General features: G+C 61.9%; 23 protein-coding genes and 1 riboswitch. Of the genes, 8 read left to right on the top strand and 15 right to left on the bottom strand.

The features are described 5' to 3' along the window. Positions 1–23 precede the first annotated feature (23 nt). Positions 24–1,697 carry an ABC transporter ATP-binding protein/permease gene (locus AB4Z53_RS14440; RefSeq protein WP_113539992.1) on the top strand — a complete coding sequence of 558 codons (1,674 nt, stop codon included), beginning with the start codon at positions 24–26 and terminating at the stop codon, positions 1,695–1,697. Between the two features lie 160 nt (positions 1,698–1,857). On the opposite strand, the gene AB4Z53_RS14435 is transcribed toward AB4Z53_RS14440, so the two are convergent. Next, a complete protein-coding gene (locus tag AB4Z53_RS14435) occupies positions 1,858–1,983 on the bottom strand; it encodes a hypothetical protein (RefSeq protein WP_291154950.1) in 126 nt (41 codons plus the stop codon). Between the two features lie 217 nt (positions 1,984–2,200). Beyond that, positions 2,201–2,443 (bottom strand): hypothetical protein, encoded by a 243-nt coding sequence (locus AB4Z53_RS14430; protein WP_113539993.1) that lies wholly within the window; start codon positions 2,441–2,443, stop codon positions 2,201–2,203. Between the two features lie 265 nt (positions 2,444–2,708). Here AB4Z53_RS14430 and AB4Z53_RS14425 point away from each other — a divergent pair, with 265 nt between their 5' ends. Next, positions 2,709–3,629, top strand: coding sequence for a DnaJ C-terminal domain-containing protein (locus AB4Z53_RS14425; protein ID WP_441596402.1), 921 nt, complete (start codon positions 2,709–2,711; stop codon positions 3,627–3,629). Continuing rightward, positions 3,626–3,940 (top strand): chaperone modulator CbpM, encoded by a 315-nt coding sequence (locus AB4Z53_RS14420; protein WP_441596401.1) that lies wholly within the window; start codon positions 3,626–3,628, stop codon positions 3,938–3,940. Before AB4Z53_RS14425 ends, AB4Z53_RS14420 begins: the two co-directional genes overlap by 4 nt. On the opposite strand, the gene AB4Z53_RS14415 is transcribed toward AB4Z53_RS14420, so the two are convergent. Continuing rightward, positions 3,904–4,365, bottom strand: a complete 462-nt coding sequence (locus AB4Z53_RS14415) for a nuclear transport factor 2 family protein (RefSeq protein WP_441596400.1) — start codon at positions 4,363–4,365, stop codon at positions 3,904–3,906. The genes AB4Z53_RS14420 and AB4Z53_RS14415 overlap by 37 nt on opposite strands. Positions 4,366–4,571: 206 nt before the next feature. On the opposite strand from AB4Z53_RS14415, the gene AB4Z53_RS14410 reads away from it, so the two are divergent. Continuing rightward, positions 4,572–4,928, top strand: a complete 357-nt coding sequence (locus AB4Z53_RS14410) for a hypothetical protein (RefSeq protein ID WP_291154941.1) — start codon at positions 4,572–4,574, stop codon at positions 4,926–4,928. Positions 4,929–4,950: 22 nt separating this feature from the next. Here the strand turns inward: AB4Z53_RS14410 and AB4Z53_RS14405 are convergent, their stop codons facing one another. Then, positions 4,951–5,937, bottom strand: coding sequence for a DUF1775 domain-containing protein (locus AB4Z53_RS14405; RefSeq protein ID WP_441596399.1), 987 nt, complete (start codon positions 5,935–5,937; stop codon positions 4,951–4,953). Between the two features lie 93 nt (positions 5,938–6,030). Beyond that, positions 6,031–6,420 carry a hypothetical protein gene (locus AB4Z53_RS14400; protein ID WP_113539999.1) on the bottom strand — a complete coding sequence of 130 codons (390 nt, stop codon included), beginning with the start codon at positions 6,418–6,420 and terminating at the stop codon, positions 6,031–6,033. A gap of 222 nt (positions 6,421–6,642) precedes the next feature. Beyond that, positions 6,643–6,730: riboswitch (glycine riboswitch) on the top strand. Between the two features lie 141 nt (positions 6,731–6,871). Here AB4Z53_RS14400 and gcvT point away from each other — a divergent pair. Genes gcvT through gcvP form a run of 3 tightly spaced genes read left to right on the top strand, consistent with a single transcriptional unit; the run spans position 6,872 to position 11,254 of the window. Next, positions 6,872–8,011, top strand: coding sequence for a glycine cleavage system aminomethyltransferase GcvT (gcvT, locus tag AB4Z53_RS14395; protein WP_113540000.1), 1,140 nt, complete (start codon positions 6,872–6,874; stop codon positions 8,009–8,011). Between the two features lie 16 nt (positions 8,012–8,027). Continuing rightward, positions 8,028–8,390, top strand: coding sequence for a glycine cleavage system protein GcvH (gcvH, locus tag AB4Z53_RS14390; RefSeq protein ID WP_025427112.1), 363 nt, complete (start codon positions 8,028–8,030; stop codon positions 8,388–8,390). Continuing rightward, on the top strand, positions 8,390–11,254 hold the full coding sequence (gcvP, locus tag AB4Z53_RS14385) for an aminomethyl-transferring glycine dehydrogenase (RefSeq protein WP_113540001.1): 2,865 nt from the start codon (positions 8,390–8,392) through the stop codon (positions 11,252–11,254). Before gcvH ends, gcvP begins: the two co-directional genes overlap by 1 nt. 172 nt (positions 11,255–11,426) lie before the next feature. Here the strand turns inward: gcvP and AB4Z53_RS14380 are convergent, their stop codons facing one another. The 9 genes from AB4Z53_RS14380 to AB4Z53_RS14340 form a co-directional block, all read right to left on the bottom strand. After that, positions 11,427–11,855, bottom strand: coding sequence for a response regulator (locus AB4Z53_RS14380; RefSeq protein WP_441596398.1), 429 nt, complete (start codon positions 11,853–11,855; stop codon positions 11,427–11,429). Between the two features lie 10 nt (positions 11,856–11,865). Then, the gene (locus AB4Z53_RS14375; RefSeq protein ID WP_291154931.1) at positions 11,866–13,371 is read right to left on the bottom strand and encodes a sensor histidine kinase; all 1,506 of its coding nucleotides are present in this window, start codon (positions 13,369–13,371) and stop codon (positions 11,866–11,868) included. Between the two features lie 92 nt (positions 13,372–13,463). Then, entirely contained in the window at positions 13,464–13,856 is a 393-nt protein-coding gene (gene sufA, locus AB4Z53_RS14370; RefSeq protein ID WP_441596397.1) for a Fe-S cluster assembly scaffold SufA, read from the bottom strand. Between the two features lie 99 nt (positions 13,857–13,955). Beyond that, positions 13,956–14,336 (bottom strand): SUF system Fe-S cluster assembly protein, encoded by a 381-nt coding sequence (locus tag AB4Z53_RS14365; protein WP_113540005.1) that lies wholly within the window; start codon positions 14,334–14,336, stop codon positions 13,956–13,958. Between the two features lie 83 nt (positions 14,337–14,419). Then, complete coding sequence (locus AB4Z53_RS14360; RefSeq protein ID WP_113540006.1) at positions 14,420–15,661, bottom strand: cysteine desulfurase; 1,242 nt, start codon at positions 15,659–15,661, stop codon at positions 14,420–14,422. A gap of 130 nt (positions 15,662–15,791) precedes the next feature. Further along, positions 15,792–17,072, bottom strand: coding sequence for a Fe-S cluster assembly protein SufD (sufD, locus tag AB4Z53_RS14355; RefSeq protein ID WP_441596396.1), 1,281 nt, complete (start codon positions 17,070–17,072; stop codon positions 15,792–15,794). 22 nt (positions 17,073–17,094) lie between these two features. Beyond that, positions 17,095–17,850, bottom strand: a complete 756-nt coding sequence (gene sufC, locus AB4Z53_RS14350) for a Fe-S cluster assembly ATPase SufC (protein ID WP_441596395.1) — start codon at positions 17,848–17,850, stop codon at positions 17,095–17,097. A 77-nt stretch (positions 17,851–17,927) separates the two neighbouring features. After that, complete coding sequence (sufB, locus tag AB4Z53_RS14345; protein WP_291154925.1) at positions 17,928–19,397, bottom strand: Fe-S cluster assembly protein SufB; 1,470 nt, start codon at positions 19,395–19,397, stop codon at positions 17,928–17,930. A 150-nt stretch (positions 19,398–19,547) separates the two neighbouring features. Beyond that, a complete protein-coding gene (locus AB4Z53_RS14340; RefSeq protein ID WP_441596394.1) occupies positions 19,548–20,714 on the bottom strand; it encodes a cysteine desulfurase family protein in 1,167 nt (388 codons plus the stop codon). Between the two features lie 224 nt (positions 20,715–20,938). On the opposite strand from AB4Z53_RS14340, the gene AB4Z53_RS14335 reads away from it, so the two are divergent. Next, complete coding sequence (locus AB4Z53_RS14335) at positions 20,939–21,616, top strand: alpha/beta hydrolase (protein WP_113540012.1); 678 nt, start codon at positions 20,939–20,941, stop codon at positions 21,614–21,616. Positions 21,617–21,681: 65 nt separating this feature from the next. On the opposite strand, the gene AB4Z53_RS14330 is transcribed toward AB4Z53_RS14335, so the two are convergent. Then, the gene (locus AB4Z53_RS14330) at positions 21,682–22,890 is read right to left on the bottom strand and encodes a diguanylate cyclase (protein WP_441596393.1); all 1,209 of its coding nucleotides are present in this window, start codon (positions 22,888–22,890) and stop codon (positions 21,682–21,684) included. Positions 22,891–23,012 lie beyond the last annotated feature (122 nt).

The following is a 23,012-nucleotide window of genomic DNA, read 5'->3' as shown; positions in this document are numbered from 1 at the left end:
GCCAAATCAACAAAGGTACTCTGATGGACAGCCAGCCAGTGCCGATCAGAACAACCGCACTTCGCTTTGCGCGGGCTGTTCGAATGCTCTTGACCTCTGAAGTCGGCGGCAGGGCGAGGTGGATGTTCGTCGGACTGATGGCGCTGCTGTTCGGCTTGAACGGCCTCAACGTCGTCAACAACTACGTCGGCCGCAATTTCATGACCGCGATCGCCGAACGCCAGATGGACGAGTTCATCCGGCAGGCCGTGTTTTATGTGTGCGTGTTTGCCGTCCTCACCGTTACCGGTGTCATCGCACGCTTTGTCGAGGAACGGTTGGCGCTGCTTTGGCGCGAATTCATGACGCGGCGCGCTGTCGATCTCTATCTGGAGAATGAGACCTACTACCGCGTGGAGGTCTCGGGTACGCTGAGCCATCCGGACCAGCGAATATCCGAAGACATCCAGGCGTTCACCGTCACGACGCTCTCCTACATCATCATGCTGTTCAGCAGCACGCTGACGGTGGTGACGTTTTCCGGCGTGTTGTGGTCCATCAGCCCGCTGCTATTCGTCGTGGCCGTGCTCTATGCCGCCTGCGGCTCGTACATGACGATCGTCCTGGGACGCCCTCTCATCGGCCTGAATTACGAGCGGCTCGACAAGGAAGCGAGCTTTAGATCCAGCCTTATGCATGTCCGCGAGAACGCCGAGTCGGTGATGGTGACGGGCGTCGAGGGGCAGCAAAGAACAAGGTTGATCCACCGCCTCGACGACCTCGTCGGCAACATCCGCGTCATCACCGCTGTCAACCGGAACCTCTCCTATTTCACGAGCGGGTATAACTGGATGATACAGATCATCCCGGACCTGATCATTGCGCCCGCTTTCATGCGAGGGGAAATCGAGTTCGGCGTCATCACGCAATCCGGTGCCGCATTCGCGATGCTCGTCGGCGCGTTCTCCCTGATCGTTCGGCAGTTCAACTCTATCTCGAACTTCGCCGCGGTGGTGTCCCGGCTGAGTTCCCTGCTGGAAGCCATTGAGAAGAGCCGAACAAGGGGTGCGACCGGCGTCGAACTGGTCAAGCGGGAGGGCGATCTGGTCTTCGAGCATGTGACGTTGGGCTCGGTCGGCGGCCACGCCTTGCTGCACGACCTGTCGATATCGATCCCGCAGGGAATGCCGGTGCTGATATCGGGATCGCATGCGGCTGCAGGCGCAGCGCTCTTCAGGGCGACCGCCGGAATTCCGACCGCCGGTACCGGGCGGATCACCCGCCCGAACGACCTGTTGTTTCTTCCGCAGCGACCTTACCTGCCGCCGGGTTCGCTTCGGCAGGTTCTTCTGCCCGGCGATAAACCGGACGACATCCCCGACAGTCGTATTCTTGAGGTCGTGCGCGGCGTTGGTCTCGAGAGCCTTGCCTGCGACACTCACGCACTGGAGAAGGAGTTGGATCGGGAAATGTCCCTGGGGCAGCAACAGCTTCTGGCTGTGGCCAAGGTGCTTCTCGCGAGACCGCGATATGTCTTTGTTGACCGGCTCGAGGCAACCCTTGGGCACGAGACGTTCCGGAAAGTGCTGAGCCTGCTCTCCGAGAATGCGATCACCTGCATCAACAACGGTGAAGAGAGCGATGCCCGTGATCTCTATGACGCCATACTGGATTGCCAGGAGGATGGCCGCTGGACATGGACCCATCGTCAATCATGATGGGTCTCAAGCCGTTGCTCTAAACGGTGGAGCGGCCCGGTAGAATCTGACCTTCACCGCCTGCGGTTTCGAGGCCAGCCCGGTGGCGGCTCCCCGGACAGCACGTCCCTGCCGCGAAAGCGCGCCCGCACCCGCCGAATGATCGGCGGAGACGATCGCCTTAGCGGGGCGCAACGATGCCCTGGTAGTAGTCGCCGTCACCGCCAACAACGCGCGTGCCACCGCCGCCGGTCTGCGAGCAAGCGGTCAGGGTAGCGAGTGCGAGCAGCAATACGATCGTTCTCATGAAGTCGGTTCCTTTCGGGCCTTAACAGCGGCTATGTCCTTGAGACTAGTGGATATATGAGGACTATCGCACACGACAAGCGGCATCTAGTCGGTGGTATAACAAAACGCTTGGTCGTTGAAGATGTAAATTGTGCCGGCGACCGTTTGGCGGCTCGCGCACCCATTAATTTCATGGATGAACGTGAAACGTGGTCAATGATCGGTGAGTGCGCTGGCTAGATCGGCTGGTGCTTGTCTGCCTGTTCCCGCTCCTGCCAATATCTGAGGCGAAGCCGCGGCGCCATGATCCAGGCGACGAATGGCGTCGTGACGAAGCAGGCGACCACCAGCGCCGGGATCGAATACTTGGCGTTGTCGGCAAGCACCGGGACCGAGAGAACCGTCACGATACCGATCCCGAACAGAATGGCATTGATCATCAGGCCGACCATGATGGCGAGTTGCAGGCGGACGGACATTTCGACCTCCCCGGGCTCCAAGGCGACATCGCGCCTCGAACATAATTCGTCGTTGATTGTATCAGAGATCGCGAATGCGCGAAATGGTCGAAGGTGCCGGTGGTTGCGTGGCGCGTTGGCGACAATGCGTCACGCATGGCGCGCTGCCCCTGTCGCGCGCAGAAATCCGCCCTATGCTCTTAGGCGAGTGATTGAAGTCGCATGACCATCGCGCACGCAGGGCGCCCGTGATCCGACCTTGATCGTTGCCGCCTGAGGGAGATCCATGACGAGCCCATACGAAACGCTCGGCGTTAGCCGCGAAGCGACACAAAAGGACATCCAGAGCGCCTATCGAAAGCTTGCCAAGAAGCTGCACCCGGATCTGAACCCAGGAGACAAGGGGGCGGAGGACCGTTTCAAGGCGGTTTCGGCGGCTTACGCGCTCCTCAGTGACGAGGAGAAGCGCGGCAAATACGACCGTGGCGAAATCGACGAAACGGGGGCAGAGACTGCGCCCCGCCACTACTATCGCGAATACGCCTCCTCCGGCGATACGGCCGGACGCTACGAGAATGCCCACGGTTTCTCGGACTTCGCGGATTCGGACGATATCTTCTCGAGCTTCTTTTCCCGTCGCGGCGGCGGCCAGCAGCAACGCCGGCGTGGCCGCGATCTGCATTTTTCGATGGAGATCGGCTTTCTCGACGCGGCCAACGGCACCAGGACCGAAATCAACCTGCCAGGCGGCGGACCGGCGCTCGATCTCACCATCCCGCCCGGCACGCGCGACGGCCAGACGCTGCGGTTGCGCGGCAAGGGCGAGCCCGGCTTCAATGGCGCGCCGGCGGGAGATGCCCTGATCGACATTCGCGTCCGGGCCCATTCTCTGTTTGCGGCCGATGGCGATGACGTTCGTTATGAAGTGCCGATCTCGCTCAGCGAAGCGGTGCTCGGCGGCAAGATCCGGGTTCCGACGATCGACGGCGCGGTCAACGTCACGATCCCGCCGCACACCAACACCGGCAAGACATTGCGGTTGAAGGGCAAGGGTCTGCACAAGCCCGGCGGCGGCCATGGCGACGCCTATGTCAGCCTGAAGATCGTGCTGCCGCAGACCCCTGATCCGGCGCTTTCCGCCTTCGTCGAAACCTGGGCGGCCGGAAAGACGGAAGACCCGCGCAAGGGCATGGGAGGCCAGGCATGAACGACCGTGAATTCTGCGAAAACCTCGATATCGAAGTGAAGGTCTTGCGCATCTGGGTCGAACAGCGCTGGCTGATGCCGCAGGAGGTGGAGGCCGGCTGGCTGTTCGGAGAGGCCGACCTTGCCCGCGCCCGACTGATCCAGGATCTGACAGGTCCGATGGGCGTCAACGACGATGGCGTCGATGTCGCCATGCGGCTACTCGACCAGATCCACGGCCTGCGTGGCCGTCTCTCCGTGTTGATGAACGCCATCCGATCCCAGGATCCGGAGGTTCAAAGGCTCATTCTGTCGAGAGTCGAGGGCGAATAGTCTACACCCCGCGTGCTCAGCAGCCCGATCGTCTCGGCAACAAACAAGGTGTCGACGAACTCTGTCAGATCGACGATCCGGCCGTTGCGGAACGTGAACTTGTCGATGATCTCGGTCCGTTCGAGGGTTTGCGAGGGAACGAAGCAGACGACGCCGGCGCGGTGGACGACGATGGTGTCGCCATCGACGTAAGCGCCGACCATCTCCATCTCGCTCAGGTCCCAGTTCTGCACGAGCGCCTCGAAACTGCTGCGCACCGTCTCCGGTGTATTGACCGCGAGCGCCATGGTGCCGAGCCTGCCGTTTCCGACGATGCGGAAGCTGAACTCGGGATCGAGTTGCGCCATCATGGTGTCGAGGTCGTTGACATCGCGGGCGCTGTAGAGGGCCCGCACCCGGGTTTCCAGTATGCTTCGCTCGGTCATGTGAAGCCTCCCCGTTTCTATCTGGGCGAGTGTGCGCGCACTTTAGTGATATCGCAAGTACAGCTTTGTGTTCCTGGTCTTTGGCCGCAAACGCCGCCAATCCGGCCGCCGTTAGGATTTTATTAAAAGGCAGGCGTCGGTTTTTACACGCCTGCAAGTGGAGTTGAGCGAAAAGAATGGATTGACAATGGCAAGGCAGGAAAGACGTGACACAGGTCGTCACAGTATCCGCGACGACAGCGGCCTATGCAGCGGAAGCGCTGAAGCCGTCTGCACGCGTGCGTGGTGACGGCCCGACCGATGAAGCGATCACCTTGCTTTCGACCCGGCGGCCCGAGGAGCCCGCGCTGACGCCGGTCTCGGTCCCCAAGACCAGGGGCGCCCTGCCCCTCGCCTTTATGCTGGCAAGTGCCGACGGCCGCCTGCCGGAGCGTTCGGAAGCCGAAGCCCTGCGCCGCTATCTCGAATTCATGCGCGATGACGACGATGGTTCCGAGGAGCGGGAAAACGAAGGCCGGCAGGATGAACCGGCCGGCCAACAGGGTGAAAGCGACGCCGCCTGAGGCGGGCGTCACAATCTCATGATCAATGATGCTTGTGGCCGCCGGTCGCCTCGCCGCCCTTGGCCGAGCCGACCGGGAACGCCGCATCGACTTTGCCTGCCTTCTCGAAGACGAGCGTGACGGGAACGGCATCGCCTTCCTTGAAGGACGTCTTCACGTCCATGAACATCAGATGCAGGCCGCCGGCCTTGAGCTCGATCGTCTCTCCGGCCGGCAGCGCAACGCCGTCATCCAGCTTGCGCATCTTCATCACGTCGTTTTCCATTTTCATCTCGTGGATCTCGACGCGTGCGGCCGCAGGGCTTTCGACGGCGACGAGCCGATCTTCGCTTGAGCCGCCATTCTTGATGGTCAGGAAGCCGCCACCGACCTTGGCGCCGGGCAGCATGGCCTTCACCGAGCCGCCGGAGATCTMGAGGTCGCCGAGTTTCGCCGATCCGTCGGCGCCCGCCATATGTCCTCCATGACCGGCATGCGGATCTTCGGCGTCGGCCATCGTGACCGTCACGGTCGGCGCCGGGCTCTTCAGGTCATGCGCGTTCTGACCCTCGGCGGCAACCTGGTCCCAGACGACCTTGCCTTCGGTTCCGCAAAGCTGCGTGGTCGGGAAGGCAAGTACCGTCTCCTTGTCGAAGCCCGAGACTTTGCCGCGGACGACGAAGGTGTCGTAGTATTCGTCCGGCAAGCTGCCGCCCTTCCAGCGGATTTCCGCCGGGCCGGACGTGACCTGCTTGCCGTGATTGTCGTAGGCCTTCTTGTAGTCGCCCTTGATGATTTCGATTTCCCAGCCGGGCTTCGGCTGCGGCTGGGCGAGGACAAACCCTTCCGGCAACTTTATCTGTACTTCTGTCGTCGGCTTGCCGTCGCAGCCATGCGGTACCTGCAGCACCGCCTTGAAGGTGCTCTCAACCGGCGCCGTGTCGTTTTCGAACGTGGCGTGCGCGTGAGCAATGCCGCTTGCGGCAAGGGTAAGTCCGAGCGAAAGCGACGCGATCCTGGTCTTTGTCATGTCGTAATCTCCTGACCACGCGCGGGACTTTGCCCGGTTTCGGTGGTCCAAGCCGCTTGACGGCGGCGCATTGAATGGGATGCGAGAGGAGGATTACGAACGCACGGGCGGCCCGCGAGAAGGCGGCAGCAGGCGCAGATGCTGATGTGCAGCGTCGTTTTCTCCAAGGAGCGGAGAAACGAGCCATGTGCCCGCCTCGGCGCGCACGCTCTCCACCGGCGGAACCGGCAGGAGGACCGAGCCCGAGAGACGGCAGGCTTCACAGACCGGGGCCATCGACTGGCCCTTGCCGCTTTGGTGGTCGACACCGTCCATGCCGAAGCAGATTTCGGCGATCGAACCGTCAGGCAGTTGATAGGCGGCGATCTCGGCCGGCGTCAGCGTCTTGGCGCCGAGCGGCTTGTGGGCAAAAGTCAGGAACACGAGCGCGAATACGGCGATCAGCCGCACCGCTATCCCGAACCTGCCTTCGCGCCCTGTCATCGTGATCGACTCTTGTGGGTTAGAGCGGCACGCGGGCAGAAAACGCACATGCCTTTCCACACCCCGCTCTGGTATCTGCTTTGGGTTATCCTCAACCGGAGAAGAAAGCAAAGGCAGAATTGCCGCAGTGGTGTCGGCTGCGTCTTTTGGTCATGCGACAAAAATGTGTTTCAGCGCGACACCGCCCTCTTGCCAAGCTCCCGCCTTCGCCGTTATCTGGAGACGATCTTGTTGGGAGAAGCCGGTTCAATCCGGTGCCGAAGGAGCAACCGCCCCGGAAACTCTCAGGCCAAAGGACCAGCAAGGTGCCGGTAGGACTCTGGAGAGAAGCGTTTTCACGCTCGCCGAAGGGATAACAATCTCAGGCAAAGGGACAGAGGGGGCTCGAATCGACGGCGATTGACGCCGGAAGTGTGAGCCGGCGCGGGAGCGCCAGACCTGGAGGCCGGATTTGGAAGACAATCCTCATTTGAAACACACGCCGCTGCATGCGCTGCACCTTTCGCTGGGCGCGCGCATGGTGCCCTTTGCCGGTTACGATATGCCGGTGCAGTACCCTGATGGCGTGATGAAGGAACACCAGCACACGCGTGTCGCCGCTGGCCTCTTCGATGTCTCGCACATGGGCCAGGTCATCGTCCGGCCGAAGTCCGGCAAGATCGAGGACGCGGCTCTGGCGCTCGAAAAGCTGGTGCCGGTGGACGTGCTGGGCCTCGCTGAAGGACGCCAGCGCTACGGCCTCTTCACCAATACCGAAGGCGGAATCCTCGACGACCTGATGATCACCAATCGCGGCGATCATCTCTTCCTCGTCGTCAACGCCGCCTGTAAGGACGCCGACTTCGAGCTTCTGAAAAAGGGCCTTTCCGACACCTGCGAGGTCACGCTGCTCGACGATCGCGCGCTGATCGCGCTTCAGGGCCCGCACGCCGAAGCCGTGCTTGGTGAGCTCTGGGCTGATGTCTCCGCCATGCGCTTCATGGACGTTGCAGAAGCCGACCTGCACGACGTGACCTGCATTATCGCGCGCTCGGGCTACACCGGCGAAGACGGCTTCGAGATTTCCATTCCCGTTGCCTCCGCCGTCGATGTGACACAGCGCCTGCTGGAGCATCCTGATGTGAAGCCGATCGGCCTCGGCGCCCGCGATTCGCTGCGTCTGGAAGCCGGACTTTGTCTCTATGGCAACGATATCGACACCAGCACGACCCCGGTCGAAGCCGGGCTCGAATGGGCCATGCAGAAGGCGCGCCGCGCCGGTGGCGCCCGTGAAGGCGGTTTCCCCGGTGCCGACCGTATCCTCGGCCAGTTCGCCGATGGCGCTTCGCGTCGTCGCGTCGGGCTGAAGCCCGAGGGACGCGCACCGGTTCGCGGTGGGGCAAACCTGTTCGCCGATGCCGAGGGCAAGACCCCGGTCGGCCAGGTGACGTCGGGCGGTTTCGGTCCTTCCGTCGATGGTCCCGTTGCCATGGGCTACGTCGACGCCGGCCATATCGAAAACGGCACCACCCTATTTGCGGAAGTGCGCGGCAAGTACCTGCCTGTCGTCGTCGCCGCCCTGCCCTTTGTCAAACAAACCTACAAACGCTGATCAGGAGAGAGCGCAAATGTTGAAGTTCACCGACGAACACGAGTGGCTGAAGGTCGAAGCTGGCGTCGCAACGGTCGGCATCACCGAACATGCTGCCGGCCAGCTCGGCGACCTCGTCTTCGTGGAACTGCCGGAAACCGGCTCCACCTTCGCCAAGGGCGACACTGCGGCGACCGTTGAATCCGTCAAGGCGGCATCCGACGTCTATTGTCCGCTTGATGGCGAAATCGTCGAAGTCAACCAGGCGATCGTCGACGATCCGTCGCTCGTCAACAGCGATCCGCAGGGCGCTGCCTGGTTCTTCAAGCTGAAGCTCGCCGATCCGAACGCGGCCGACGCCCTTCTCGACGAAGCGGCCTACAAGGAGCTCGTCGCCTGATGAGCATGCCCAAGGATTTCACCTTCACGGACTATAAGCCGTATGATTTCGCCAATCGGCGTCATATCGGCCCGTCGCCGGCCGAGATGGACGAGATGCTGAAGGTCGTCGGTTATCCGACGCTCGACGCGCTCATCGACGACACGGTCCCGCCGTCGATCCGCCAGAAGACGCCGCTCGCCTGGGGCGCGCCGATGACCGAGCGCGAAGCGCTCGACAAGATGCGCGAAACGGCCAATCGCAATCAGAAGCTCGTTTCGCTGATCGGCCAGGGCTATTACGGCACCATCACGCCGCCGGTGATCCAGCGCAACATCCTGGAAAACCCCGCCTGGTACACGGCCTATACGCCCTACCAGCCGGAAATCAGCCAGGGCCGTCTCGAAGCGCTGCTCAACTACCAGACCATGGTCTGCGACCTGACCGGCCTCGACGTTGCCAATGCTTCGCTGCTCGATGAGGCGACGGCTGCGGCTGAAGCCATGGCGATGGCAGAGCGTGTCTCGAAGTCGAAGGCCAAGGCATTCTTTGTCGACGAGAACTGCCATCCGCAGACGATCGCACTTCTGAAGACCCGCGCCGAGCCGCTCGGCTGGCAGATCGTCATCGGCAATCCCTTCACCGATCTCGATCCGGTCGACGTCTTTGGCGCGATCTTCCAGTATCCGGGCACCTACGGCCACGTGAACGATTTCACCGGCCTGATTGCCCGCCTGCACCAGACCGGCGCGATCGCGACCATCGCTGCCGACCCGCTGGCGCTGGCCCTGTTGAAGTCTCCTGGCGAGATGGGCGCCGATATCGCCATCGGCTGCACCCAGCGCTTCGGCGTTCCGGTCGGCTATGGTGGACCGCATGCGGCCTATATGGCCGTCAAGGATGCGCACAAGCGCTCCATGCCCGGCCGTCTCGTCGGCGTTTCGGTCGATGCCCGTGGCAACCGTGCCTATCGCCTGTCGTTGCAGACGCGCGAACAGCACATCCGCCGCGAAAAGGCGACGTCGAACATCTGCACCGCGCAGGTTCTGCTCGCCGTCATGGCGTCGATGTACGCCGTCTTCCACGGACCGAAGGGCATCAAGGCGATCGCCCAAAGCGTTCACCAGAAGACCGTGCGTCTCGCCATGGGCCTTGAAAAGCTTGGCTACACCGTCGAACCCGACGTGTTCTTCGATACGATCACCGTCGAGGTCGGCAAGCTGCAGGGCATCATCCTCAAGACCGCGGTCGCCGAGGAAGTGAACCTGCGCAAGATCGGCGAAACCAAGATCGGCATCAGCCTCGACGAGCGCTCGCGCCCCGTCACGCTCGAAGCCGTCTGGCGCGCCTTCGGTGGCGACTTCAAGGTGGAAGAGTTCGAGCCGGGTTACCGCCTGCCGCAGCCGCTGCTGCGCACCAGCGAATACCTGATGCACCCGATCTTCCACATGAACCGCGCCGAGAGCGAGATGACGCGGTATATCCGCCGTCTTTCGGACCGCGATCTTGCGCTCGACCGGGCGATGATTCCGCTCGGCTCCTGCACGATGAAGCTCAACGCCACCGCAGAAATGCTGCCGATCACCTGGCCGGAATTCTCGGAGATCCATCCCTTCGTGCCGAAGGAACAGGCGGCTGGCTATCAGCACATGATCGAGGATTTGTCGGAGAAGCTCTGCGCCGTCACCGGTTATGACGCGATCTCGATGCAGCCGAACTCCGGCGCACAGGGCGAGTATGCCGGTCTGCTGACGATCCGCGCATACCACCTGGCGCAGGGCAACGCCCATCGCGACGTCTGCCTGATCCCGACCTCGGCGCACGGCACCAACCCTGCATCGGCCCAGATGGCCGGCATGAAGGTGGTCGTCATCAAGGTCAGCGAAAACGGCGACATCGACATGGACGATTTCCGTGCGAAGGCCGAGCAGTACGCGGAAAACCTGTCGTGCTGCATGATCACCTACCCCTCGACGCACGGCGTGTTCGAGGAGAACGTGCGCGAAGTCTGCGAGATCGTGCACAAGCACGGCGGCCAGGTCTATATGGACGGCGCCAACATGAACGCCATGGTCGGCCTTGCCCGCCCCGGCGACATCGGCTCCGACGTCAGCCACCTGAACCTGCACAAGACCTTCTGCATCCCGCACGGCGGCGGCGGTCCCGGCATGGGTCCGATCGGCGTCAAGGCGCATCTGGCACCCTACCTGCCCGGTCACCCGGAAACCGACGGCAATGACGGTGCGGTTTCGGCGGCGCCATTCGGCTCGGCTTCGATCCTGCCGATCTCCTGGAGCTACTGCCTGATGATGGGTGGCGAAGGCCTGACACAGGCGACGAAGGTGGCGATCCTCAACGCCAACTACATCGCTGCCCGCCTGAAGGGCGCCTATGAGGTGCTCTACAAGTCGTCCAGGGGCCGCGTCGCGCATGAGTGCATCATCGACACCCGTCCGCTGGTCGAAAGCGCCGGGGTCACCGTCGACGATGTCGCCAAGCGGCTGATCGACTGCGGCTTCCACGCCCCGACCATGAGCTGGCCGGTTGCCGGCACGCTGATGATCGAGCCGACCGAGTCGGAGACCAAGGCCGAGATCGACCGCTTCTGCGATGCGATGCTGGCGATCCGCGAGGAAGCCCGCGCGATCGAGGAAGGTCGTATGGACAAGGTCAACAACCCGCTGAAGAACGCTCCGCACACGGTCGAAGACCTGGTTGGCGATTGGGATCGTCCCTACTCGCGCGAGCAGGCCTGCTTCCCGCCGGGCGCCTTCCGTGTCGACAAGTACTGGTCGCCGGTCAACCGCGTCGACAACGTCTATGGCGACCGCAACCTCGTCTGCACCTGCCCGCCGCTGGAAAGCTACGCGGAAGCGGCAGAGTAACGTCCAAAGAACCGGCGGGGCGCCCGCTCCGCCGGTTTCCCCGGCGCTTATCCGCGGCCGTGGCAGCGCGCATCCCGCGCCCATCTCATCCAGAATCATTTCCTAAAATCGCGAAGATCGACAAATATGCGTGCGCAGCGCCATTCCGCCGGCGATTACGCGATGCACATGGTTACCGACGCGAGGTCATTCCGGGAGGCAGGATGGTGTTCTCGATCCAGAATCGCACGAAAGCCTCGGCAAAATGCCTGTAGCCGGCGACCGACGCAGGCTTGGCCACATAGGCATTGGCGCCGGCTCGATAACAATGGAGCACATCGGTCGGATTGCTGGATGAGGTCAGCACGATGATCGGGATCAGAACGGTCGCCTGTCCCCTGCGGATGCGCCGCAGAAGCTCGATGCCGTCGTTGCCGGGCAATTTGATATCCAGGAGCACATAGTCGAAATGCGTTTGGGCAAGGTGCTCGGTCGCATTGTCCGCGTCTGCTGCCAGCACCAGATCGATCGTTTCGTCGACCTGTGCGAAGGCACGCAGAACGAAGCGCGCGTCGTGCGCGTCGTCCTCCACCAAGAGCACTCGCTTTGGCGTCGAGGCCACCTGTTTCGTCCTAGTTCGCCTTCCGTAGCCGCCTCGGAAGAAGCACGATGAAACGTGCGCCTTCGCGGAAGGTCGTGTCAAGTCGGATCGAGCCTTCGTGACTTTCAGCTATGCGTTTGGCCAGTGCAAGGCCGATACCGGTGCCGCCATAGACAGTCTCGTCCTTGTGCAGCCGCTGGAACACTTCGAAGATCCGGGCTGAAAAGCGCGGATCGATGCCGATGCCGTTGTCTTCGACCACAAACTCGACGATCTGGTCGACGAGGCCGCCTTGAATGCGGATCACCGGTTGGCGGTCGGCGTGCCGATACTTGATCGCATTGCCGACCAGGTTCTGAACCAGACGGCGGAGAAGCTCCGGGTCGCCTTCCAGCTGCGGCAGGTCGCCAACCTCGAAGGTTGCCTGTGCTTCCTGTGCGTCGCTGGCAAGAATGGTCAGCGTCTCGGCAACGATGTCCGCGAGCCGCACCTCTGTCCAATGGCTGATCCGGTGCGCGATTTGCGCATAGTCGAGCAGGCTGTCGATCACCCGGTTCATGCGCCTCACGCTGTCACGCAGATGGCGCGCATTCTCGGCAAGTTCGATCTGGTTTCCTGCCGCGAGATCGTCTTCGATCATTTCGGAGAACATGGAGATGTGTCTGAGCGGCGCCTTGAGGTCATGGGACACAGTCGCCGTGAACTGGTCGAGCGCTTCGTTCTTGTGCTCCAGTTCCTGCCGCTGGCGCTCGAGCGCGAGTTCCGCGCGCTTGAGATCGGTGACATCGACGCGCGCGACGACAGTGTTGCCGTCCTTCGCCTTGATGTTCTCCACACGTAGCCAGCGGTCATCGGCGTAGCGGTAGATTTTGGGTCGACCGTCGGGATGGCGGAAATCGCGCAGGCGCGAAGCGATCCATTCGTCGCCCTCGCGGGTGCCTGGCAAGGCATCGGGATAGTGGCCGCCCTGGCGTGCCAGAAGCAGGATTTCCTCGGCGGTGATGCCCGGCTCAAGCGCCGCACCTGCCGGCCCGCAAATCGCCTGGTAGGCCCTGTTATAGACGACCAGCCGTTCTTCCCGGTCGAAGATCGCGAATCCCTCGGGCATGGCTTCCAGTGCCGCGTTCAGCATTTCGGAAGCCTTCTGCCGCTCGCCCACGGCCTCTGTCAGATCCGAAACGTCGCGAATGATGCCGATCAGCGCCAGCTCTTCGCCCTGATCGTCGAGCAGAGGCGTCGTGCGAAGGTGGCCGGAGAATGTCGATCCGTCGCGCCTGATATAGAGATAGTTCGAGGTCCGGGCGGCGGTTTCGTCCACGCGGGCCGCCCGGTTCCGCAGGCGCTTCCCGTATTCCGTATCGTTGGCGTAGATCAGCCGTACCGAACGGTCGATGAATTCCTCAGCCGAATAGCCGAACTGGCGAAGGGCGGCGTTGTTTGCGGAGCGGATCACGCGCTCGGCGTCGATGATGATCACTGGGTCGGGAAACGTCTCGTAGAGCGCCTTGAAGACGAGATCCTCATTGAACGCCGCCATGCCCTATCCCCTGTTCCACGTCCAAGCATCTCAGCAGAAAAAAGGCCCGGCGAAAACCGGGCCGACCTATCCGCTTGAAGGAATGGAGAAACTTAGTTGGCGCGCACCACGGCATCGCCCTGCGCAGCGAGCGCCGCGAGGTCGGCGGGCTTCAACTCGACCGATTCGCCGCAGCCGCAAGCTGAAGTCTGGTTCGGGTTGTTGAAGGTAAAGCCGGAACGCAGCGTCGTGATTTCGAAGTCCATCTGCGTGCCGAGCAGATAAAGCACAGCCTCCGGCGCGATCCAGACCCTGGCGCCCTGATGCTCGATCAGGTCGTCCTTGGGATTGGGTTCGGTCACCAGGTCGACTGCATATTCCATTCCGGCGCAGCCGCCCTTCTTGATGCCGACACGAATGCCCTTGGCATCGGCTCCGGCGCCATCGACGATCGAACGCACGCGGTCGGCAGCGGCATCGGTCAGGCTCATAACGGCAAAGCCCATAGGCTCGTTCTCCTTGTCGTCACCGGGGTAAAGGCCCGGCGCCTTACAGAATCAAATGTAGTATCCGTGCCTTAACGGATCAATATGCGGGCGTTCGGCTCAGTACCAGCCAACGGCGACCTGCGCCTCCTCGGACATGCGGTCCGGCGTCCACGGCGGATCGAAGGTCATGGCGACTTCAACACCCGATACGCCTTCGACCGCGCCGACGGCATTCTCGACCCAGCCGGGCATTTCGCCAGCCACCGGGCAACCCGGAGCGGTCAGCGTCATGTCGATCTTGACCATCCGGTCGTCTTCGATGTCGATCTTGTAGATGAGACCAAGCTCGAAGATGTCGGCCGGAATTTCCGGATCATAGACGGTCTTCAGCGCGGCGATGATGTCGTCGCTGAGCCGCGCCAGTTCCTCGGCCGGGATTTCCGAATGTACGATGCCCTCGCGAACATCGACCTTTTCTTCCGTAGCATCAAGGCTCATATCGGCCTCCTGGACTTTCTCTTTTGGTTCAGAAGATCAAAAGAACTCTTTGAACCTTTTGCAAATTTTCAACTTTCAAGTTCTCAGGCGAAGAACTTGCGTGCATGTTCCAGTGCATCCGCCAGCGCATCCACTTCGGCCCTGGTATTATAGAGTCCGAAAGACGCACGGCATGTGGAGGTAACGCCGAAGCGTTTCAAGAGCGGCTGGGCGCAATGGGTGCCGGCGCGAACGGCGACGCCGGCGCGGTCGATCACCATGGACACATCGTGCGAATGGATGCCGGCGATCTCGAAGGCAAAGATGCTGCCCTTGTCCGGCGCATCGCCGAAGACCCTCAGCGAATTGACCGCCGAAAGCCGCTCGCGTGCATAGGCCGTCAGGTCCGCCTCATGCGCCTGGATCGCGGCGCGGCCGAGCTTTTCCATGTAGTCGAGTGCGTAGCCGAGCCCGATCGCCTGCACGATCGGCGGCGTGCCGGCTTCAAAGCGGTGCGGCGGGTCGTTGTAGGTGACGGTATCCTCGGTCACCACCTCGATCATCTCGCCGCCGCCGAGGAACGGCCGCATCTCCTTCAGTCGGTCCATCTTGCCATAAAGCACGCCGACGCCGGAGGGGCCGTAAAGCTTGTGGCCGGTCATCACGTACCAGTCGCAGTCGATGTCCTGGACATCGACCGGCATGTGCACCGCGCCCTGGCTGCCGTCGACCAAAACCGGGATGCCACGCTCGCGGGCGATGCGGCAGATTTCCTTGACCGGAACGACCGTGCCCAGCGCATTCGACATATGGGTGATGGCGATGAGCTTGGTGCGGTCCGTCAGGCACTTGACGAATTCCTCGACGTGCAGGGCACCGTTATCGTCGACCGGAATCCAGACCAGCTTGGCGCCCTGGCGCTCGCGGATGAAGTGCCAAGGGACGATGTTGGAGTGGTGTTCCATGATCGACAGCACGATCTCGTCACCCTCGCCGAGCTTCGGCATGCCGTAGCCATAGGCGACCGTGTTGATCGCTTCGGTCGAGGACTTGGTGAAGATGATGTTTTCGGCCGACGGGGCATTGAGGAAGCGGCGCACCTTTTCGCGCGCCGCCTCATAGGCTTCCGTCGCGGCATTCGACAGGAAATGCAGGCCGCGATGGACGTTGGCGTATTCGTTGGAATAGGCATGGGAGATCGCATCGATCACGACCTGCGGCTTCTGTGCCGATGCGCCGTTATCGAGATAGACAAGCGGCTTACCGTAGACGGTTTTCGACAGGATCGGGAAATCCTTGCGGATCGCTTCGACGTCGTAGGCAGGCACCGGTACAGTGTGTTCCATGTCTCTTAATCCAATTGCCCTGGAGCGCCGCGCGTCCCTCAAGACGCGCTAAGCGCACTGCAACATGTTGAACCGCTGCATAATTTACCCTCAAATCGCTGCGGATTTAAGGAATTACGCAAGGAGCCCGTCAGGCGTGCTTGTCGAGCCAGGTCGAGATGACGTCTTCCAGTGCCTCGACCAGCGCCTCGTGGTCTTCAAGCTCTTCGACGATCTCGGCAACGAAGGCATTGACGAGCATGGCCCGCGCCTTGTTTTCCGGAACGCCGCGCGCCATCAGGTAGAAGAGCTGCGTGTGGTCGATATCGGCAACCGTCGCACCGTGGCCGCACTGCACGTCGTCAGCAAAGATCTCCAGTTCCGGCTTGGCCGACAGGTCGGCGTCGTCGGACAGAAGCAGCGTGTTGCACGCCATCTTCGCGTCGGTCTTCTGTGCGTCCTTGGCAACCAGGATCTTGCCCTGGAACACACCCTTGGCCCGATCGAACACGACGTTGCGGATAATCTCCGTCGACGTGGTGTGCGGCACGTTGTGGCCGAGCGTAAAGGTCACGTCCGTATGGGTCTCACCGCCAAGCAGGTTGATGCCGCGCAGTTTGAAGTCGGCGCCCTCACCGCTCGTCTTGCCGTGGATCTCCTGGCGCACCAGCTTGCCGCCCGCGTTGATCACGAAGAGATGCAGCTTGGCGTTCTTGCCAAGGTCGAAGCGGATCTGGCCGAGATGGGTATCGGCTGCACCCTGCTGCTGCAGGATGATCCAGATGATGTCCGCACCTTCGGCAAGCGTCACGTCACCGACCGAGGAGACGAAGCTCTCGGCATCGTTGGTCGACAGATGCCGCTCGATTACCGTTGCCTTGGTGTTGGTACCGAAGGTCACCGGGAAGCGCGTATGCGCCTGGCCGAGGCTCTGTACCAGCTGGATTTCCAGCGGATCTTCGAGCGCCGTTTCAGCGGCCACGTCGATTTCGAGACCACCGCGAACGAGGCCGCCATTGATGCGGCCGATCGCGTCATCAAAGCCGAGCACCGCGAGACCGGCTGCCGCCGAACCGTCGAGCAGGCTGTCGACGTAGGAACGGACAGTCAAACCCTCCGGAAGGCTGCCCTTGAGATCCACCTGGCCGTTGCGCACGGAAAGCACCGTCGAGCCCGGAACCAGCGCGTCGACGCGATCGGCAAAAGCCGTCGGATCGGCTGCGGGAACGGCGCGCAGCAGCGTTCTGAGGTCCGTGTAGTGCCAGGATTCGACACGGCGGGTCGGAAGGCCAGCCGTGCGCAGCTCGTGCACCAGCGTGTCGCGAACCGAGAGTACCGAGCCGTCACCCGGCAGATCGCCGATCTGGGCGGTGTAGGCGTCGACGAGCGCCGTCTCGGCTGCCGTCATCTTGATTGCCTGTTGCATATTCATTCGAACACTCCTTCAACAGGCGTCAGGCCGCGGCCTCGATGATGTCCGCGTACCCGTTGGCTTCGAGTTCGTGCGCCAGCGTCTTGTCGCCCGACTTGATGACCTGGCCCTTGTAGAGCACATGCACGCTGTCCGGCACGATGTAGTCGAGCAGGCGCTGGTAGTGGGTGATGACGACGACCGCGCGGTCCGGCCAACGCAGCGCGTTGACGCCGTCGGCAACGATCTTCAGCGCGTCGATGTCGAGACCGGAGTCGGTTTCGTCGAGGACGCACAGCTTCGGCTCGAGCAGCGACATCTGCAGGATTTCGGCGCGCTTCTTCTCACCGCCGGAGAAGCCGACGTTCAGCGGGCGACGCAGCATTTCCGGAGCGATCTTGAGTTCGGCAGCGGCTTCCTTGACGCGGCGCATGAATTCCGGCGTCGTCAGTTCGTCTTCGCCGCGGTACTTGCGCTGCTCGTTCATCGCCACCTTCAGGAACTGCATGGTGGCAACGCCGGGGATTTCGACCGGATATTGGAAGGCAAGGAAGATGCCCTTGGCCGCACGCTCGGAAGCGTCGAGCTCCAGGATGCTCTCGCCGTTGTAGAGGATGTCGCCTTCGGTGACTTCGTAGTCTTCGCGGCCCGAGAGGATGTAGGAGAGCGTCGACTTGCCGGAGCCGTTCGGGCCCATGATGGCGGCCACTTCGCCGGCCTTCACGGTGAGGTTCAGGCCACGGATGATCTCGGTGCCGTCTTCGGCGATGCGGGCGTGCAGGTTCTTGATTTCAAGCATTCTAATCGTCCTCTTGGGAAACGAATTTGTGTTCGGGCGCAACATCGTGCGCGCCATTAAATATTCAGTTCAGGGCCTTAGCCGACCGAGCCTTCGAGCGAGATGCCGATCAGCTTCTGCGCTTCGACAGCGAACTCCATCGGCAGCTCCTGGATCACTTCCTTGACGAAGCCGTTGACGATCAGCGCGATCGCCGCTTCCGTCGGGATGCCGCGCTGCAGGCAATAGAACAGCTGGTCCTCGGAGATCTTGGAGGTCGTCGCCTCGTGCTCGAACTGTGCCGTCGAGTTCTTCGCCTCGATGTAGGGCACGGTATGCGCGCCGCACTTGTCGCCGATCAGCAGCGAGTCGCACTGGGTGAAGTTGCGGGCATTCTCAGCCTTGCGGTGGGCCGAAACCTGGCCGCGATAGGTGTTTTCCGAAACGCCGGCAGCGATGCCCTTGGAGACGATGCGGCTCGACGTGTTCTTGCCGAGGTGGATCATCTTGGTGCCGCTATCGATCTGCTGGTGACCGTTCGAAACGGCGATCGAGTAGAACTCGCCGCGCGAACCGTCGCCGCGCAGGATGCAGGACGGATATTTCCAGGTGATCGCCGAGCCGGTTTCGACCTGCGTCCAGGAGATCTTGGAATTCTTGCCACGGCAATCGCCACGCTTGGTGACGAAGTTGTAGATGCCGCCCTTGCCTTCCTTGTCGCCCGGATACCAGTTCTGCACCGTCGAATACTTGATCTCGGCATCGTCGAGCGCAACCAGTTCGACGACGGCAGCGTGAAGCTGGTTCTCGTCGCGCTGCGGCGCCGTGCAGCCTTCGAGATAGGACACGTAGGCGCCGTCTTCGGCGATGATCAGCGTGCGCTCGAACTGGCCCGTGTTCTTCTCGTTGATGCGGAAGTAGGTCGACAGTTCCATCGGGCAACGAACGCCCTTCGGCACGAAGACGAAGGAGCCATCGGTGAAGACCGCGGAGTTCAGCGTCGCATAGTAGTTGTCGGTCGTCGGTACGACGGAGCCGAGATACTTCTTCACGAGGTCCGGATGTTCGCGGATCGCCTCGGAGATCGACATGAAGATCACGCCGGCCTTCTTCAGCTCTTCCTTGAAGGTGGTGACGACCGAGACGCTGTCGAACACGGCGTCGACGGCGATCTTCGACTTCTGCACGCCCGCCAGGATTTCCTGTTCCTTCAGCGGAATGCCGAGCTTCTCGTAGACCTTGAGGATTTCGGGGTCGACTTCGTCGAGCGACTTCGGACCGGTCACGCCCTTGGGAGCGGCGTAGTAGTAGATCTCGTTGAAGTCGATCTTCGGATAGCTGACGCGCGCCCAGGTCGGCTCTTCGAGCGTCAGCCAGCGGCGATAGGCCTCCAGACGCCACTCAAGCATCCATTCCGGCTCGCTCTTCTTTGCGGAGATGAAGCGAATGATATCTTCCGAAAGACCCTTCGGGGCCTTCTCGACTTCGATGGTGGTCTCAAAGCCGTATTTGTACTGGTCGACGTCGATCTGACGGACCTGATCAATGGTCTCCTGCACGGCAGGCATGTCGTTCTCCAATCTTGCCGGATCCAAGGTCCGGCAGCTTGTAAACACGATGCGCTCGGCGCACCGCTTATGTAATGGCTAAAAGGCGCTTTTCACCCTGTTTGCCAAGCGGAAAATTGCTTTTCCGCAATTTCATCCATTCGCTCCGCCTCAGGCGGCTTGCCCCGATGCACGGCGTCTTGCTGCTACCTTTGCAAAGGCGGCGGCGCAACGCTCGATTTCGGCCGCCGTCGTCGCCTCGCCGATCGAGATCCGCAGCGCACCCTGGCGCGGATCGTAACCCATCGCCGTCAGCACGTGGCTCTGCCCGACCTTGCCGGACGAGCAAGCCGATCCGGCCGAAAGCGCCACCCCTTCGAGATCGAAGGCGATCTGTCCCGTTTCCGCTTTCAGGCCAGGAAGCGTGAAGAATGTCGTGTTGCCGACGCGCGAAACGTCGCGACCGTGTATGACCACATCGCCAGCCGCTGCCAGCATGTCGCCTTCGAGCTTGTCGCGCAGCGCGGCAATCGCGCTCATCCGCTGGCCGACGCCTTCGCCGGCGATCCTGGCGGCCGCGGCGAAGCCAGCAATTGCCACCGGATTTTCAGTGCCCGAACGATGGCCCTTCTCCTGTCCGCCGCCGCGGATTAGCGGTGCGGGCATCATCACCTCGCCGCGCGCCACCAGCGCGCCGGCGCCCTTTGGGCCACCGATCTTGTGCGAAGAGACAATGAGGAAATCGGCGCCGAGTTCTTCGATCGAGAGCGGCACGCGGCCGGCGGCCTGAACCGCGTCAACGACGAGAATGCCGCCATGGGCACGAACGATCTCGGCGATCTCGGCAATCGGTTGGATGATACCGGTCTCGTTGTTGACCAGCATGACGGCAACCATCGGCAAGCCCAGCTGGCGATCATGCGCTGCCAACATGTCCCGAAGCGCCTGAAGGTCGATGATTCCCGCGGAGGTCACGGGGATTTCGCTGACGGCATCGCGCGGGAACCGCCCGCCTTCGCGTACCGCCGGATGTTCGATAGCCGAGGCATAGAGCCGGCCGATCTTCAGCGGTGTGCGCCCCATGCGGAAATCGGGCGTCAGCACAAGATTCGCTGCTTCCGTGGCGCCGCTAGTAAAGATGACGCTCGCAGGTTTTGCGCCGCAAAGGCCGGCCACATCGCGGCGGGCATTCTCGATGAGCGTGCGCAGCGCACGGCCCTCGCCATGGACGGAAGAAGGGTTGCCGACAAGGTCGAGCGCGAACAGGCAGGCCTCGCGCGCTTCGCTCAGAAGCGGCGCCGTGGCGTTCCAGTCCATGTAGATGCGCGAACTCGACATGATTTCCTTCGCTAGAACAACAGGCTGCGACCCGGCAACCTCTGGCGATGCATTTTCCTTGAATTTTCCGCGTCGCTTGCCTTATGAGACGAAGCACAAGGCGGAATGCCCGCACAGAAGTTTTGAACGGTTCTAAACTAGGTTTTAGAAAAGCTGACTGCTTTCGTCAAGACTGATCGCGATCTGAACCCAAGATTCGAACCAGGAACACTCCCGGAGAACCAATGCCCGAAATCATCTTCAACGGACCCGCTGGCCGCCTCGAAGGCCGCTATCAGCCTTCGAAGCAGAAGAGCGCACCGATCGCCATCATCCTGCACCCGCATCCGCAGTTTGGCGGCACGATGAACAACCAGATCGTCTACCAGCTCTTCTACATGTTCCAGAAGCGCGGCTTCACCACGCTCCGGTTCAATTTCCGCGGCATCGGTCGCAGCCAGGGTGAGTTCGACCATGGCGCCGGAGAGCTCTCGGACGCGGCATCGGCGCTCGACTGGGTGCAGAGCCTGCATCCGGACTCCAAGAGCTGCTGGGTTGCTGGCTATTCCTTCGGCGCCTGGATCGGCATGCAGCTCTTGATGCGCCGCCCGGAGATCGAAGGCTTCATGGCCGTGGCACCGCAGCCGAACATCTACGACTTCTCGTTCCTGGCACCCTGCCCGTCCTCGGGCCTGATCATCAACGGCGATTCCGACAAGGTCGCGCCGGAGAAGGACGTCAACGGTCTCGTCGAAAAGCTGAAGGCGCAGAAGGGCATTCTGATCACCCATCGCACCGTTCCCGGCGCCAACCACTTCTTCAACGGCCAGGTCGACGGCCTGATGACGGAATGCGAGGACTACCTCGACCGTCGCCTCAACGGCGAGCTGACGCCGGAGCCGGCTGCCAAGCGCATTCGCTGATCGGTTGGTCGATTGAACAACAGAGCCGTGCGGTCTTCGGATCGCGCGGCTCTTTTCGTTTCAGGCTAGCCTTGCGGGCGGCTGATCCACTGCGGCACAGTCGGATTGACGACGGTGTTGGTCGGCGCATCCGCRCACTCGACGCGGTTTCTTCCATTTGCCTTGGCTGAGTAGAGAGCCTTGTCGGCGCGCTGCATGACGGGATCAAGGGCCTCGCCGCTACCGGCGGTGGTGACGCCGAAGCTCGCCGTTACACGCGCTGCTTCCGGCAAGCCGGCGATCTGCTGGGACATGATGGCAGCGCGCATGCCATGGGCGACGACGCGGGCTTCCGACAGGTCGGTACAGGGCAAGAACACTGCGAATTCCTCACCGCCAAGGCGACCGGCCACGGCACGGTTCGGCATGACGTCCATCAGCACCCGCGCAAAGCGACGGATCACCTCGTCACCGGCAAGATGGCCATAGGTGTCGTTGACCAGCTTGAAGCGATCGAGGTCGGCGAGAATAAGTGTGCCTGGCGTCTGGGTGGCACGCGCATGCAAGAGCGGCATGACGCGATCCATAAAGCCACGGCGATTGTAGAGCCCTGAAAGCAGGTCGATTTCCGAACGGGCCTGCACATCGTCGATGATGTCCTTGACCATCACGCCGAGCATCGCAAGTCCTGCTCCGACGATCAACATCGCACCGAGTGCCTGGGAAATGAGCGCGAACGGGCTCGAAACGTAATCTTGAGCGGAGGCGCCAGAGCCGGCGGCCACGGCCGCATAGATCTTCACGAGATAATAGAGCGAGCAGAGTGCCAGCAGGCCGAAAAGCAGCCAGTCGAAGAACGAGCGACGTCCTGAACGCAGCACCACGGACGCGGTCCACATCTGGATCAGGAAGAAGGGTAGTTGGTAGGGAATGGCATGCTGCCAGGTGCCGCGCGGCAGATCGAAAATCGCCACATCCAACGCGACACCGGCGATAAAGCATGCGCCCAGCACTGGCCAGCGCACCGGGATCTCATAGAAGAGACCGAGCCCGAACCGCAGCAGGCAGAAGCCGCCGAGCATGCAGGCGAAGGCTCCGATCGCAAAGAGCCGCGGCGTGGATGAGAAAGGAACGATTGCTTCGCAAACGGCCGCAAGCGAGGCGACCGCGAAACCGGCGGCACACCACAGGGCCGCGCGGCGCTGGCGGCTTTTTGCAGCGATGGTGAGGAATGCGGCCGTGAAAATCTGCGCAATGATGAAGTTCACAGCCAGCAGAGAAAGCGCACCACCCATCGAAGAACCCGAAACCTTCGTATTGCGGCGAGCCGCCTTTCGCCACCACCGGTGGTAGCGGATGCCGATCCTAATTGGCCGATGCGAAGAATTGATTAATCCGTTCGGTGGATACGATACAC

The sequence above is a fragment of the Ensifer sp. 2TAB8 genome, assembly GCF_052115125.1.
Lineage (GTDB): Bacteria > Pseudomonadota > Alphaproteobacteria > Rhizobiales > Rhizobiaceae > Ensifer.
This window is presented reverse-complemented; position numbering and strand designations above follow the sequence as displayed.

Excerpts from the sequence above, each read along its gene's own strand:
- AB4Z53_RS14420 (WP_441596401.1), top strand. The coding sequence starts at position 3,626 with ATGAACGACCGTGAATTCTGCGAAAACCTCGATATCGAAGTGAAGGTC.
- gcvP (WP_113540001.1), top strand. The coding sequence starts at position 8,390 with ATGAGCATGCCCAAGGATTTCACCTTCACGGACTATAAGCCGTATGAT.
- AB4Z53_RS14425 (WP_441596402.1), top strand. The coding sequence starts at position 2,709 with ATGACGAGCCCATACGAAACGCTCGGCGTTAGCCGCGAAGCGACACAA.
- AB4Z53_RS14435 (WP_291154950.1), bottom strand. The coding sequence starts at position 1,983 with ATGAGAACGATCGTATTGCTGCTCGCACTCGCTACCCTGACCGCTTGC.
- sufD (WP_441596396.1), bottom strand. The coding sequence starts at position 17,072 with ATGAATATGCAACAGGCAATCAAGATGACGGCAGCCGAGACGGCGCTC.
- AB4Z53_RS14440 (WP_113539992.1), top strand. The coding sequence starts at position 24 with ATGGACAGCCAGCCAGTGCCGATCAGAACAACCGCACTTCGCTTTGCG.
- sufC (WP_441596395.1), bottom strand. The coding sequence starts at position 17,850 with ATGCTTGAAATCAAGAACCTGCACGCCCGCATCGCCGAAGACGGCACC.
- AB4Z53_RS14340 (WP_441596394.1), bottom strand. The coding sequence starts at position 20,714 with ATGTCGAGTTCGCGCATCTACATGGACTGGAACGCCACGGCGCCGCTT.
- AB4Z53_RS14360 (WP_113540006.1), bottom strand. The coding sequence starts at position 15,661 with ATGGAACACACTGTACCGGTGCCTGCCTACGACGTCGAAGCGATCCGC.
- gcvH (WP_025427112.1), top strand. The coding sequence starts at position 8,028 with ATGTTGAAGTTCACCGACGAACACGAGTGGCTGAAGGTCGAAGCTGGC.
- AB4Z53_RS14335 (WP_113540012.1), top strand. The coding sequence starts at position 20,939 with ATGCCCGAAATCATCTTCAACGGACCCGCTGGCCGCCTCGAAGGCCGC.
- AB4Z53_RS14400 (WP_113539999.1), bottom strand. The coding sequence starts at position 6,420 with ATGACAGGGCGCGAAGGCAGGTTCGGGATAGCGGTGCGGCTGATCGCC.
- sufA (WP_441596397.1), bottom strand. The coding sequence starts at position 13,856 with ATGGGCTTTGCCGTTATGAGCCTGACCGATGCCGCTGCCGACCGCGTG.
- AB4Z53_RS14415 (WP_441596400.1), bottom strand. The coding sequence starts at position 4,365 with ATGACCGAGCGAAGCATACTGGAAACCCGGGTGCGGGCCCTCTACAGC.
- AB4Z53_RS14375 (WP_291154931.1), bottom strand. The coding sequence starts at position 13,371 with ATGGCGGCGTTCAATGAGGATCTCGTCTTCAAGGCGCTCTACGAGACG.
- AB4Z53_RS14365 (WP_113540005.1), bottom strand. The coding sequence starts at position 14,336 with ATGAGCCTTGATGCTACGGAAGAAAAGGTCGATGTTCGCGAGGGCATC.
- sufB (WP_291154925.1), bottom strand. The coding sequence starts at position 19,397 with ATGCCTGCCGTGCAGGAGACCATTGATCAGGTCCGTCAGATCGACGTC.
- AB4Z53_RS14430 (WP_113539993.1), bottom strand. The coding sequence starts at position 2,443 with ATGTCCGTCCGCCTGCAACTCGCCATCATGGTCGGCCTGATGATCAAT.